Below are 13858 nucleotides of genomic sequence, written 5' to 3' on the forward strand. Positions count from 1 at the left end.
GGGTCAGCTCCTTCGCAGACGCGGGTCGACCAGCAGGTACGCCAGATCGGCCACGGTGTTGACCGCGACGTAGACGGCAGCCGAGAGGGTGACCACGGCCAGCACCACCGGCATGTCCCGGGTGGTGACCGCGGTGAGGGTGACCTGGCCGAGGCCGGGCCGCCCGAAGACCTGCTCGACGATCACGGCGCCGCCGAGCAGGATGCCGAAGAGCCAACCGGCCAGGGTGACGGCCGGCAGGAGGGCGTGCCGCAACGCGTGCCGCACCAACACCGTTCGTTCCCGTACGCCACGGGCGCGGGCGGTGAGCACGAAGGGCTCGTCGAGAGCTTTGTCGATGCCGTCACGCAGCACCTGGGCCAGCAGCCCGGCGATCGGTAGCGCGAGGGTGACGGCGGGGAGCACCAACGCGGCGATCCCCTGATCGCCGGAGACCGGGAAGAGGCCGCACCGGAACGACAGCACACTGAGCAGCAGGAGCCCGATCAAGAACGGCGGGGTGGAGACCAGCAGCAACTCGGCGCCGGAGCTGACCCTGCGCAGCCACGGTCGCCGGTCCCCGGCGGTGGCCACCGCGATGAGCAGGGCGAGCAGCACCCCGAGCCCGGCGGCGGCGACCGCGAGGGTGAGGGTGGGGGCGATTTGCTCGCCGATCACCTCGGCGACGGGACGTTGCAGCAGGTACGAGCGACCCAGGTCGCCGCCGCCGAGCCGCCGGAGGTAGTCGAGGTACTGCAGGATGACTGGCCGTTCCAGGCCCCACTCGGCGATGATCTCGGCGCGGATCTGCGGGGTGTCGGCACCGTCGGCGACGATGTTGTCCACGGTGTCGCCAGGGGCGGCCAGCAGCGCCAGGTAGGCGGCGGTGGCCGCGACCCAGAGGACGACCAGGCCGGCACCGAGCCGGCGGGCCACGGCACGTACGGGTGGGCGGCTCATGTCACTTTCCGATCCACAGGTCGTACGCGCTGGCGGGAACCCCGGCGGTGGGCTCGAAACGCACCCCGCCGACGCCGGTGCTGGCGGCGATCTGGTCGGCCGGCGCGTACAGCGGTAGCAGCAGGGCCTGCTCGGCAACGACCTGTTGTTGCAGGTCGGCGTAGATGCCGACCCGCTTGGTCGGGTCGGCGGCGGCCTGACCGGCCTCCAGAAGCTGGTCGATCCGCGGGTCGTTGACCTGCGTGCGGTTGATGCCGCCCTTCGAGTGCAGCAGCAGGTTGAGCGCGGCGCCGGCGTCGGTGTCGGCGCGCGAGTTGTCGAAGACCTCGTACTCGTTGCGCTGGAACGCGTCGGTGGCGGTGCCCTGGTCGACAAGGGTCACCTTCAGGTCGATGCCGGCGCTCTGCTTGACGGCGGCCTGAACGGCCTGGGCCAGGATGTCGCGGCGGTCCCGGACGTAGGGTGCGGACTGTACGAGCCGTGCGGTGAGCCGCTTGCCGTCCTTCACCCGGTAGCCGGCGGCGTCTCGGGCAGCCCAGCCGGCCTGGTCGAGCAGGGTGTTCGCCTTGACGGGGTCGCCGCTGTAGCCGCCTTCGAGGCGCTTGTCGTACAGCGGGCTGGACGGGCTGATCACGCTCCAGGCGCGGGTGGCGGTGTCTCGGTAGACGGACTTCAGGATGGTGTCGACGTCGACGGCCTCCCGGAACGCCTGGCGGACGCGCAGGTCGTCGAAGGGCGCGTGGGAGGTGTTGAAGTAGTACGAGTAGGCCGAGCCGGAGTTGAGTTCACGGCTCAGGCGCAGCGTCCGGTTGCCGGTGATCAGCGGTTGGTCCGTGGCGGGCACCCCCTCGATGATCTGCACCTGGCTCGACGTGAGGGCGCCAACGCGGACCGCCGACTCCTTGAGGAACCGGTAGGTGATTCCGTCGAGGTGGGCGGGGCCGGTGTGCGTCGCGGTGGGTGGCGCCCAGTCGTAGCTGGCGTTGCGCCGGTAGTGCAGCTCCTGACCGGGGACGTAGCGGTCCAGCACGAACGGCCCGGTGCCGACCACGTCGATGCCACCGGCCTTGAGGTTCTTCGCCTGGCGCAGCGAGGTCGGAGAGATCTGCGCACCCTGCGGGGAGGCGAGGAAGTCGAGGATGAGGACGTCCGGGGCGCTGAGGACGAGGCGTACGGTGCGCGGGTCGACTGTCTCGACGGCCTTGAGGTTGCGCAGTTGGACGGCGGCGAGAGCCGGGTTGTACCCAGGTTCGCGCAGCTTGTCGAAGTTGGCCTTGACGGCGGCGGAGTCGAAGGGCGTGCCGTCGGAGAAGGTGACCCGGTCGCGCAACGTCAGGGTGTAGGCCAGCCCGTCCGGTGCGACCTTCCAGCCGGTCGCCAACCAGGGCACCAACGTGCCCTGCTGGTCGTAGGTGAGCAGCGACTCGAAGGTGTTCCAGACCAGCAGGCGGGCCTTGGCCTGGGCGTACTGGTGCGGGTTGAGGGTGATCGGCTCGGTCTCCACGGCCCAGGTGAGGGTGCCGCCGGAGCGGGGTTGGCCGGCCGCCTCGGCGGCCGGGGCAGCGCCGGTGGAGCATCCGGCTACGACGGCCAGCAGTGCGGCGAGCGGGACGGCGGCCAGGGTTCGCAGACGGTTCGCGGGCATGGTGAGATCTCCTGTCCAGGCAGGCGGAAGCGGGGATGCCGGCACCCGGCCGCTACGCGTGGGGCGTGGGCCGGTACGGGTGTCGGTGCGGTGGCGGCGCGGCGGTGCGCCCCACCCCGGCGGGCCGATGCGGCGAGCCGGGCTACGGGCGAGAGTGCCGGGTCAGGCCAGACAGGAACTCGACCACACTCGACCGAAGTCGATGTGGCCGCGGATCGTCAGCCGCAGCTCGCTGGACATGAGCCGAGTCCACCTCCGAAGCGTGGTGGTGTCAACGGATCCGTCGCCGGATGTCGGCTATCGCACGGGAGGACGTCGATTCGTTGACGCATACCCTACCAAGGCTATAGGGTTTGCAGGGATTGCGCCTGACCCACAGGTCAGCATGGAGCGATAAGCCTCGATCCCGATCGTCGTTCCCCCCACGCAGCCGCGGGCGGCCGCTCAGGCGGCCGGGCGGCGGGCCACCCCGGGCTGGTCGCCGGCCAGCCCGGCGTAGCGCCCCCGGTGGTAGAGCAGGGGCGAGCCGACGTCGGCGTGCCGAAGCACCTCCGGTTCGGCCAGCACCACGGCGTGATCGCCGACGGTCACCCGGTCGACGACCCGGCAGAGGAGCCAGGCCAGGGTGTCGTCAAGGATCGGCACCCCCTCCGGGCCGGGCCGCCAGCGGGTGGGCGTCGCGAACCGGTCGATGCCGCTCGTCGCGAAGGTGCGGGCCAGATCCTGCTGATGATGGGCGAGCAGGTGCACCGCCACGTGCCGGGCACGGGCCACCGCGGGCCAGCTCGACGACCCGAGGTTCAGACAGAACGAGACGATCGGCGGGGCCAGTGACACCGAGGTGAACGAGGTGGCGGTAAAGCCGACCGCCGGCGAGCCGGGAGCGGTGACCACCGTGACGGTGCTGGCCTGGTGGCGCAGCAACGTCCGCAGCGCGTCGCTGTCGGCGTCGATCGGGGCGTCGGTGGACTGGGTCATAGCGATCCTCCCGAGGGTTGGTCGGCGGGGCCTACGAACGGTCGGCGGGAGCATCCGCCAGCCGCTCATCCGGGGTCTTCTCGCCGGCCTCGACGGCGATCGGCAGTCGGTTCTCCGCCGGAGGAAGCGGGCAGGTCGCGAAGTCGGTGTACGCGCACGGCAGGTTGGTGGCCCGGTTGAAGTCGAGCGTGACCTGGCCCTGCTCATCCGGTACGCCGACCTTCAGGGACCGGTTGGCGGGATAGGTGGTGACCCCGGACGTGGCATCGGTGAACAGCACCGACAGGCTCCCGGGTTTCCCGCCGTCGAACGCGGTCAGGCTCAGCGGCACCCCGTCGACGGTGAACTCGATCCGACCGGGCGCCTCGTAGACGTGCTCGAGCCCTTCCACCGCCGCGCCGACGGTGGTCGGCCGAGGACTGTCGAACGGAACGTATCGCCCATCCACGACCCATCGCGGGTCGGGCGGATATGTTGACGTGCCCCGGTAGTCGAGGCGCAGCGAGTGGTCCGGGCGTCGGGGACGGAGGATGTCATGCCCACCCCGGCGGGCCACCTCCAGCACGCCACCGTCGATGCCCACGGTGACGCCGGCGCGCTCGGCGATCGGCCCGAACTCGTGGCGACCCCGAACCCGCTCGCCGTCGACGACGATCTCGTCGTCACCTCCGAGAGCGACCACCGGCCCGCCAGCACCGGTGTGCCACTCCCCCGGCAGGTCGGGAAACCGTTGCGGCACCGGGGTGAGCCAGTGCAGGCCGGTGACGGCGAGGAAGCCGTGCGGGTCGGCCCGCGCCTCCTCGTGCCCTCGGTGCCACTCCTGCCAGTCCGCTATGAAGGCGCGCTGCGGATCCGCGACGGTGGGTGCGGCGGCGTCGATACTCATGGCAGGTCCTCTCGACGAGGTGCGTCCTCGCGCTGGCGGGACGCGGGGGAAGCCGGCCGCGACCACGCGGCGGCGACGGGAAGCCAGGCAGGCGATGGCTGAGACAGCCCGTTCAGGCCGCGACGGGCTCACCGGGACAGAGCTGCGCGGCGACCCGCATCAGGTCGACGACCCGGCGGGAGGTGAACAACCGTACGGGCAGCATGCGAACGATTTTCCTACTAACAAGGTAGGATTTCAAGTCCTTCGGATGAAGCATCCTGGGCAGGCCTGGAGGCAGACGGTGACCAGAGCGGGCGCAATCGAACAACCGAGGCCGCTGCGGAAGCTCGGGCTCGGGTCTCCCAGGGGCTCGTCGTCATCCCCACCGACAGCGCCACCGCATCCCAGCGTGCCCGCTACGAGGCGTACGCCCGCCAGCGGACGCCTCGTACAGCCTCACCGCAGGGACCGGCCGGGATGATGTTCGCCCCCGACCTCGTCGGCCCGTCGGAGCTGATCGCCGAGCAGCTACTCAAGCATGCCGCGTTCCGCGAGGTCGACGAGGTCGCCTTCGCCCTGCCCTTCACCTTCACGGCGGCCGACTACGCACAGATCCTCACCGATACGGCGACCCGGCTCGGTCCGGCGCTGGGGTGGCACCCCGCCCGCTGACCGTGCCCGCCAGCGGGCGACGGCCTCCCCGGAGAATTCCCTACTAATCCGGTCTGTGTTGTAGGTCTCTACTGCTGGATTTCCCGACCACAGCTGCCGGAGCATGTGCGTGCGGCCGGCGGAACCTCGCGGTGCGCCGTCGGCCCGCCAAGCAGTCGACATCCATCGGAACGTGAGTCGGAAGGGGCCAGCGTGGGCGGGAAGTGTTGCCGGGAGCGCTGAGCCCCCGTCCCTCACTCGTCAGCCTCGTAAGGAACCAACGTGTCCACCGATACCCCTCTCGCGCCACCGGCCCCGGCCCGGCCGCCGAGGCCGGCCCGCAGGCGCGGTGTTCGTCAACTCTGGCAACGGTTGGCCGCTGATCGCTGGGCGGTGGCCGGCGCCGGGGGCGTGGCCTTCTTCCTCGTCGTCGCGGCTGCCGCACCGCTGTTCAGCGCGCTCGGCGGTCATGACCCCTACTCGTACGACCTGGACGCCCTGACGGACTCCGGCGCGCCGAAGGGCTTCGGTGGCGGCATCAGCGGCGCGCACTGGTTCGGCGTGGAGCCGATGACCGGACGTGACCTGTTCGCGATCGTGGTCCACGGCGCGCGCACCTCCATCCTGGTCGGTGCCGGGGCAACCGCGGCCTCGATGCTGATCGGAGTCGTCGTCGGCCTCACCGCCGGCTTCTACGGCGGCTGGTACGACCGCGTGGTCACCCGCGTCGTCGACGTCCTGCTCGGCTTCCCGTACCTGATCTTCGTCATCGGGCTCGGCGCAATCGTGCCGACCAGCCTCCCGAAGCCGCTGCTGCTCGTCGGCGTCCTCGCGGTCTTCGGTTGGCCCGGTGTCGCCCGGGTGGTCCGTAGCCAGACGCTGGCGTTGAAGCAACGCACCTTCGTGGTCGCCTCCACCGCGCTCGGCGCCGGCGGATGGCACCTGCTCGTCCGGCAACTGCTCCCCAACCTCACCGCCACGATCATCGTCTACGCCACGATCAAGATCCCGGCGATGATCGGCGCGGAGGCCGCGCTCTCCTTCCTCGGTGTCGGGGTGCCGCCACCGACCCCGGCCTGGGGTCGCTCGATCGGCGAGGCCATCGCCTGGGTGCAGACCGACCCGATGTTCCTCGTCTTCCCCGGCGCGGCGCTCTTCCTCGCCACGCTCGCGTTCAACCTGCTCGGCGATGGTCTGCGCGACGCGTTCGACCCGAAGACAGCAGGGCTGCGGCGATGAGACTCCTCCGTTTGATCTCCGGACGCCTGCTCAGCATGGTCGGCACGCTGCTCGTGATCAGCCTGATCACGTACCTCGTCTTCGTGCTGCTCCCCGGCGACCCGGCGCAGCTGTCCTGCGGGCGGCCCTGCACCCCGCAGCGGCTCGCCGAAGCCCGGGCCTTCATGGGGTACGACCAGCCCTGGTGGCAGCAGTACCTGGCCTTCCTCGGCGGGCTCTTCGCCGGCCGCACCTTCGGCTCCGGAGCCGCCGCGGTGCACTGCGCCGCCCCCTGCTTCGGCTACTCGTTCCAACTGAACGAATCAGTCACCCAGCTCATCGTGAACCGCATCCCGGTCACCTTCTCGATCGCCATCGGCGCGGCCGTGCTCTGGCTGATCCTCGGCGTCGGCGCCGGCGTCGTCTCCGCCGTCCGGCGCGGCAGCGCGATGGACCGGGCTGCGATGACCTTCTCGACCGTCGGCGTCTCCGCGCCGAGCTACCTGCTCGGGCTGCTCGGCATCCTGCTCTTCGGCTTCACCCTCAACATGGTGCCGGTCAACGGGTACGTGGCACTGACCGAGGATCCGGTGGGGTGGCTGTGGCACCTCGTCCTGCCCTGGTGCGTGCTCGCCCTGATCCACGCGGCCATCTACGCCCGGCTGACCCGAGGCCAGATGCTCGAGGTGCTGGGCGAGGACTACATCCGCACGGCCCGCGCCAAGGGCCTGCGGGAACGCAAGGTCGTCGGCCGACACGCCCTGCGCAACGTCCTGATCCCGGTGATCACCGTGTTCGGGATCGACCTCGGGTCGCTACTCGGTGGCGCGGTCATCACCGAACGAGTGTTCAGCATGCCCGGGCTGGGCGCCCTGTTGCTGGACGCAGTCGGCAACGTCGACCTTCCGCTGATCGTCGGGGTCACCCTCTTCTCCGCGTTCCTCATCATCCTCGCAAATTTCCTCGTGGACCTGATCTACAACGTCGTGGACCCGAGGGTGGCGCGCTGATGCGCCACACAACGAAAGGTATGGCACCGATGAAAAGACGCAGCGCACTCGCGCTCGCAGCCCTCCTGGCCCTGGCCGGATGCAACGCGAACCCGGACGTGAAGCCGGACGCCGGCGGATCGACCGGGGCCACCGAGAAGGGCGGCACGCTGACGATCCTCAGCGCGGCCAGCGACGTCAACTTCGACCCGGCCAAGAGCCAGAACCTGGCGATCACCACGCTCGGCCTGGTGCTGCGTCGGCTCACCACCTGGGACGTCCAGCCGGGCAAGCCGGCGCAGGTCGTTCCGGACCTGGCCACGGACACCGGAAAGACCACCGACGGCGGCAAGACCTGGACCTACACCCTGAAGGACGGGCTGAAGTACGCCGACGGCGCGCCGATCACCGCCGCCGACATCAAGTACGGCATCGAGCGCTCCTTCGCCCCGGAACTCTCCGGCGGCCTCGGCTATCACAAGAGCCTGCTCGTGGGCGGGGCCGAGTACAAGGGCCCGTACGCCGGGGCGAACCTGGCCTCGGTCGAGACGCCGGACGCGAAGACCATCACCTTCCACCTCAAGACCGCGTACGGCGACTGGCCCTGGATCGTCTCCATGCCGGCGTTCACCCCGGTGCCGAAGGCGAAGGACGACCCGAAGAAGTACAACCAGAACCCGGTCGCGTCCGGCCCCTACCAGGTGGAGTCGTACCAGCAGGGCGTCGCGGTGAAGCTGTCCCGCAACCCGAACTGGGACGCCGCCACCGACCAGGTCCGCACCGCCGGGCCGGACACTGTCGTCTTCCAGCTCGGCCAGGACACCACGGTCCAGGCGCAGCGCCTCATCACCGACTCGGGCGACGACAGGTCCGCCTTCGGCGCCGGCTTCGTGCCACCCGCACAGCTCGTGCAGATCGCGCAGAACGCCAGCGCGAAGCAGCGGCTGGTCACCTCGGACGCCGGGGCGCTCTCCTACCTGGCGATCAACACCCAGCGAGGGCCGCTGAAGGACCTCAAGGTCCGCCAGGCCCTCCAGTACGCCGTGGACAAGCGGGCCTACCAGATCGCGAACGGCGGCGCCATCGGTGGCGACCTGGCCAGCACGCTGATCACCCCCGGCATCGCTGGTCGGGTCGACTACAACCTCTACCCCGCCGACCCCTCGGGGGACGTGGCCAAGGCCAAGCAGCTCCTCGCCGAAGCGGGCCAGACGAGCCTGAAGCTCACGCTGCTGTCCGAGAACGACCAGCCGAGTCTCGCCAAGGCCCAGGCCATCCAGCAGGGGCTCCAGCGGGTCGGCATCACGGTGACCATCAAGCCGGTGGACGACGACGCCTGGACCGCCGAGGTCAGCGGCGACAAGGGTGACTACGACCTGACGGTGGCCTCGTGGCAGCCGGACTTCCCGAGCGCGAACGGCAACATCCAGCCGCTCTTCGCGTCCAGTGAGATCGGTGGGGGCGGTTACAACAGCGCCCGCTACTCCTCGCCTGAGGTCGACAAGCTGATCGAGCAGGCCACGGCCGAGACCGACCCGGCGAAGGCCCAGGCGCTGTGGGCCCAGGCGGACAAGCTCATCCTCCAGGACGCGCCGGTCGTGCCGCTGACCTACACGAAGAACTCGTTCCTGCACGGCTCGAAGGTGCAGAACTTCTTCGTGCCCGCCTTCCCGGCCTATCCGAACTACCTGAAGGTATCGCTGAAGCAGGGATGACGGTTTCCTCCACGGAGCCACACCTCACGAAGGCCACCCGGTCACCGCTGCTCGCGGTGGCCGGGCTGGCCGTCTCGTTCGAGGTCGATGGCGAGACGCACCAAGCGGTCCACGACGCGTCCTTCGAGCTGCACCGCGGCCAGGTGCTCGCCCTGGTCGGCGAGTCCGGCTCGGGCAAGAGTGTCACGGCGATGGCCACCCTCGGCCTACTGCCGGCCACGGCCCGGGTCAGCGGCAGCATCACCCTGGCCGGCACCGAATTGATCGGCGCGGAGCCCCGCCTGCTGCGCGAGGTACGCGGCGGCCGGATCGGCACGATCTTCCAGGAGCCGATGACCGCGCTGAACCCGGTCTTCACCATCGGCGACCAGATCGCCGAGGCGATCCGGGCGCACCGTCCGGTCCGTCGAGCCGCCGCAGCCGCCCAGGTCCTGGAGTTGCTCGGCACCGTCGGCCTGGACGACCCCTCTCGAGTGGCCCGGTCGTACCCGCACGAACTCTCCGGCGGGCAGCTCCAGCGGGCGATGATCTCGATGGCCATCAGCTGCGACCCGGTCCTGCTGATCGCGGACGAGCCGACCACCGCACTGGACGTGACCGTCCAGGCCGGGATCCTCGATCTCCTCCGCGACCTGCGCAAACGGCTCGACATGGCCGTTCTCCTCATCACCCACGACATGGGTGTGGTGGCCGACGTCGCCGACACGGTCGTGGTGCTGCGCGACGGTCAGATCGTCGAACAGGCCACCGCGGCGCAGCTCTTCAGCGCGCCCCGGCACGAGTACACCCGGACGTTGCTGCACGCCGTACCCCGACTGCCGGAGCTGCGGCTCGCCGAACCGGGCACGCCGCAGCCGCCCGAGCCGCAACCACTCGACCCGACGCTGCCGCCACCCGTCGTGCAGCTGCGCAACGTCGTCGTCGAGTACCCGGGGCGGCGACGCGGCCACCCGGTCCGGGCGGTCGACGACGTCTGCCTGCACATCGACCAGGGCGAGATGGTCGCCCTGGTCGGCGAATCGGGATCCGGGAAGTCGACCATCGGCCGGGCGCTGGCCGGGCTCCTCCCGACGACGTCCGGCACGGTGACCGTCGCTGGAGTCGAGGTCGGGCGCGCCACCCGGCGTGAACTGCGAAACTTCCGCTCTCAGCTCGGCATCGTCTTCCAGGACCCGGCGTCGTCCCTGAACCCTCGCCGGACGGTTGGAGCCAGCATCGCCGAACCCTTGTCGCTGCACACCGACCTGAGCCCCGACGCGCAACGCCGCCGCGTCGACGAGTTGTTGGAGGCGGTCGAGCTACCGTCGCGCCTGCACGACCGCCACCCTCATGAGATGTCCGGCGGGCAGCGGCAACGGGTGGCCATCGCGCGGGCCATCGCATTGAATCCGGCCTTGTTGATCGCCGACGAGCCCACCAGCGCTCTGGACGTCTCGGTGCAGGCACGGATCCTGGATCTGCTCCTGGCACTTCAGCGCCAGATCGGCTTCTCCTGCCTGTTCATCAGCCATGACCTGGCGGTGGTTGAGCAACTCGCCGACCGGGTGGCGGTGCTGCATCGGGGTCGGGTCGTGGAGGAGGGCCCAGTGCAGACGGTGCTGCGGGCGCCCCGACACCCGTACACCGCACGGCTCCTGGCGGCGGCGCCGGTTGCCGACCCGACCCGGCAGGCACTGCGGCGCGAGGCGTGGCGTCAACTCACCCTCGCCTCGCCCTGAGGACGACGAACCTGCGTCCGTACGCGCCGCTGTGCCCACCGCCAGTCCCCTGTGGACATCGCCGGAGTACGATCCCGGTCGTACCGCTGTGGTGACCTCCAGCTGACGACCCCTCGATAGGAGCCTGGCATGGCCGGCCCGGACCCCGAACTCACCGCGAAGCTTCAGCCCGACGTGCCGCACGCGGCCCGAATCTGGAACTACTGGATGGGCGGCAAGGACAACTTCCAGTCCGACCGGGCGGCCGGCGATGCCGTCGCCGAGGTCTACCCGGAGATCGTCCTCATGGCGCAGCAGTCGCGCGTGTTCCTGGTGCGGGCCGTGCGCTACCTCGCGGCGCAGGCGGGCATCCGGCAGTTCCTGGACATCGGCACCGGCCTGCCCACCATGCAGAACACGCACGCGGTCGCCCAGGGCATCGCGCCGGACTCACGGATCGTCTACGTGGACAACGACCCGATGGTGCTGGTGCACGCACGGGCACTGCTGGCCAGCACGACGTCGGAGGGGGTCACCACCTACGTCCCCGCCGACTACCACGACCCGGAGAAGATCCTCGCCGAGGCGGCGCAGACGCTCGACTTCGACCAGCCCATCGCCGTCATGTACATGGGCGTGATGGGCTACGAGCCCGACCTGGCCGTGGTGCGCTCGATCGTCGGGCGCACGATGGACGCGATGCCGTCCGGCTCTCACCTGGTGCTCTGGGACGGCACCAACACCAGCCCGGCGGTGGTCTCCGGTGCCGACCGGCTGGCGCAGAGCGGCGGAGTTCCGTACATCCTGCGCAGTCCCGAGGAGCTGGAAAGTTGCTTCGACGGGCTGATGATGGTGGAGCCGGGCCTGGTGCCGATCCCCCTGTGGCGAGCGGACGAGCCCGACGCCGTCGGCATCGACGCCTACGGCGCGGTGGCCCGCAAGCCCTGAGCGATACGACGTCCGCCCCGCTTTCGCCATCGCCGGAAGCGGGGCGGACGTCTTTCACCGCTCGCACGCCAGGGTCAGGCCGTCGGGCACCGCGCTGGTCGCCACGAGCAGACCGAACGTCGTCACCCCGTCCAGCGCCAGGGTGCCGTTGTAGGAGGCGTTGCGGACCGTGACGTCGGCACCGGCCGTCTCGGCAACCCCGCCCCAGACCGTCTGGACACGCTCGTCACCGGCCCGCCGCCAGGAGACGCGCCACTGGTCCAACGGCAGGGTGCCGCTGTTGCGGACCGTGACCGTCACGACGAAGCCGCTGCCCCAGCGGGCGTCGATAGTCGCGGTCGCGCGACACGAGGTCAGCGAGGCGGTCCGGGCCGAGGCGATCACGTACGGATCCCGCCGGCCCTCGACGTCAGTGAACCGGTACCAGTACTCCGTGCCGGGCGTCAGCCCGTCGATGGTCACCGAGCCGTTGCGCTCCGGCCCGGAGACGGCCACGGCCACCGGCGCCCGCCACTGTTGGGCGTCCTCGCGGCTGGCGAAGAGACTGACGGTCATCGGCGGGTCGTAGCCACAGGGCGGGCGGAAGAAGATGGAGTACGAGATGGTCAGGCTCGTGGTGGTGGCCCCGGTCACGTTCGCGGTGATCGGCAACGCCGGTGGGCAGGTGATCGTGGGCGACGGTGTAGGCGTGGCCGACTGCGTCGGTGTTGGCGTGGCCGCCGGTGTCGCCTCAGCGGCGTTGGTCGTCCCGGTCCAGGCGGCCAGCGCCATGGTCGTGACAGCGAGGAACATGCGAAGCATCGGTACCTCCGTGGTTGCCGGACACCGATGACCACAGTGGTGGCCGGTGCCGCGCTCGGGTTTCCGGCCGCCGACGTGGGCTGCCCGGCACGGGCGGCATGGCCACCTCGTGCGCCCCGTGGGCCGGAGGGAGTGTGGTGCGCGCTGGCTCCCCGAGCACGACCGAACCACAGCATGGCAGCCAAGGGGCATCGATACAAGCTGATCCCGTTCTCGTCGAACATCGTCCGTTTTTTCTTCGCCGCAGGGACACCCATCGGGCGTCCGCGGCGAGAATGATCCATTGCGGTCTATTCATTCGGACACGGGAGCACACCATGCTCGACGCAAGCAGCACGACCCGGCGACCCCGGGTGGTGAGGGCACTGATCGCGGCAGGCGCCGCAGCAGCGCTGGCGACTGGGGCACTGGCCGCGCCGGCCCCCGCCGACGCCGCCGTCAGCCGGGCCGAACTGGCGCTGCGCTGGGCGCCCATCCACTACCAGGACGTCGATGCCACCGGCAGCCACGCCTTGGGCGGTCAGTCCGACTACCTCACCCGGGTCGACTTCGACGGTGACCTGGACGGGCGCAACAACTGGGACCGGGCTGGCCAGGCAGGTGCCACGCTCGCCGCGCACGCGTACTACTCGGTCGTGGAGACCAGCACCCACTGGTACATCACGTACTTCTTCTTCCACCCTCGCGACTGGACCGACCACCCGTTCTTCGAGACCGAGCACGAGAACGACGGCGAGGGCGCGCTGTTCGCGATCGAGCGCGACGGCTCCACGTACGGCGTCCTACGCTCGGCCGTCACCGTCGCGCACAGCGACTTCTTCTCCTACACGCCGAGCGGCAGCACCTGGACCAGCGGCGGGGAGAGCGTGGACGGCACCCTGCGGTTCCAGGCGTCACCGCACGACACGTTCCAGCACCCGGTGACGGCACAGGAGGCGCAGGGTCACGGCCTGAAGGCGCACCCGCAGTACGACATCAACGGTGACGGCCTGGTCTACTACCCGTCGACCGTGGCCGAGACGCCGAGCAACGGCAACGACCGCGACGTGCGGTATCAGCTGATCGACATCTTCGCCGCTGGCGGCCTGTGGGCGCAGCGCGCCAACGCGAGCCTCTTCGCCAGCCTGGGCACCTTCGCCGGCGACACCTCCGGCGACTGCGGCGCCGGCACCTGGAGCTGTTCGACCAACTCGGCCAACGCGCCCTGGGGCTGGGACGACGGCAACGACGTCCCCGCGCGTGGGGAGATCGCCAGCGACCCGGCAAAACTGGCGGCCGCGTACTTCACGGTGCCGACCGGTCTGGCCCGCACCTACAGCTACAACCCGTACGCCGGCGCGGCGGCGGCGCTCGCCGAGGCGGCGCGGACGGCACCACCGACCGTCGACTGATGTCGTCGTCTCCCCGGT

The 13858-nt window shown here is 70.3% G+C and carries 12 protein-coding genes; 7 read left to right on the forward strand and 5 right to left on the reverse strand.

What is annotated here, in order from left to right; all coding sequences use genetic code 11:
• Positions 1-3 precede the first annotated feature (3 nt).
• From IF46_RS0103730 to IF46_RS0103745, 4 genes are all read right to left on the reverse strand, one after another.
• The gene (locus IF46_RS0103730) at positions 4-939 is read right to left on the reverse strand and encodes an ABC transporter permease (protein ID WP_030486843.1); all 936 of its coding nucleotides are present in this window, start codon (positions 937-939) and stop codon (positions 4-6) included.
• A 1-nt stretch (position 940) separates the two neighbouring features.
• Positions 941-2584 (reverse strand): ABC transporter substrate-binding protein, encoded by a 1644-nt coding sequence (locus IF46_RS0103735; protein ID WP_030486844.1) that lies wholly within the window; start codon positions 2582-2584, stop codon positions 941-943.
• A gap of 444 nt (positions 2585-3028) precedes the next feature.
• Positions 3029-3562, reverse strand: coding sequence for a flavin reductase family protein (locus IF46_RS0103740; RefSeq protein WP_030486845.1), 534 nt, complete (start codon positions 3560-3562; stop codon positions 3029-3031).
• A 31-nt stretch (positions 3563-3593) separates the two neighbouring features.
• Positions 3594-4448: a DUF1684 domain-containing protein gene (locus IF46_RS0103745; protein ID WP_030486846.1), complete on the reverse strand. Its 855-nt coding sequence runs from the start codon at positions 4446-4448 to the stop codon at positions 3594-3596.
• 459 nt (positions 4449-4907) lie between these two features.
• Between IF46_RS0103745 and IF46_RS35025 the strand changes: the two genes are divergently transcribed.
• The 6 genes from IF46_RS35025 (at position 4908) to IF46_RS0103780 (ending at position 11648) form a co-directional block, all read left to right on the forward strand.
• Complete coding sequence (locus IF46_RS35025; protein ID WP_030486847.1) at positions 4908-5102, forward strand: hypothetical protein; 195 nt, start codon at positions 4908-4910, stop codon at positions 5100-5102.
• 261 nt (positions 5103-5363) lie between these two features.
• Positions 5364-6320: an ABC transporter permease gene (locus IF46_RS0103760; RefSeq protein ID WP_051723613.1), complete on the forward strand. Its 957-nt coding sequence runs from the start codon at positions 5364-5366 to the stop codon at positions 6318-6320.
• Positions 6317-7309: an ABC transporter permease gene (locus IF46_RS0103765; RefSeq protein ID WP_030486849.1), complete on the forward strand. Its 993-nt coding sequence runs from the start codon at positions 6317-6319 to the stop codon at positions 7307-7309. The genes IF46_RS0103760 and IF46_RS0103765 overlap by 4 nt, the downstream gene beginning before the upstream one ends.
• A 29-nt stretch (positions 7310-7338) precedes the next feature.
• On the forward strand, positions 7339-9003 hold the full coding sequence (locus tag IF46_RS0103770; RefSeq protein ID WP_036390993.1) for an ABC transporter substrate-binding protein: 1665 nt from the start codon (positions 7339-7341) through the stop codon (positions 9001-9003).
• Positions 9000-10721: a dipeptide ABC transporter ATP-binding protein gene (locus IF46_RS0103775; protein WP_051723614.1), complete on the forward strand. Its 1722-nt coding sequence runs from the start codon at positions 9000-9002 to the stop codon at positions 10719-10721. The genes IF46_RS0103770 and IF46_RS0103775 overlap by 4 nt, the downstream gene beginning before the upstream one ends.
• A gap of 129 nt (positions 10722-10850) precedes the next feature.
• Positions 10851-11648, forward strand: a complete 798-nt coding sequence (locus tag IF46_RS0103780; protein WP_030486852.1) for an SAM-dependent methyltransferase — start codon at positions 10851-10853, stop codon at positions 11646-11648.
• Between the two features lie 54 nt (positions 11649-11702).
• Here IF46_RS0103780 and IF46_RS0103785 read toward each other — a convergent pair whose 3' ends face one another.
• Positions 11703-12449 carry a cellulose binding domain-containing protein gene (locus tag IF46_RS0103785; protein ID WP_030486853.1) on the reverse strand — a complete coding sequence of 249 codons (747 nt, stop codon included), beginning with the start codon at positions 12447-12449 and terminating at the stop codon, positions 11703-11705.
• A 317-nt stretch (positions 12450-12766) separates the two neighbouring features.
• Here IF46_RS0103785 and IF46_RS0103790 point away from each other — a divergent pair, with 317 nt between their 5' ends.
• On the forward strand, positions 12767-13840 hold the full coding sequence (locus tag IF46_RS0103790) for a hypothetical protein (RefSeq protein WP_030486854.1): 1074 nt from the start codon (positions 12767-12769) through the stop codon (positions 13838-13840).
• Positions 13841-13858: the final 18 nt, after the last annotated feature.

Source organism: Micromonospora chokoriensis, from assembly GCF_000718555.1.
GTDB lineage: Bacteria > Actinomycetota > Actinomycetes > Mycobacteriales > Micromonosporaceae > Micromonospora > Micromonospora chokoriensis_B.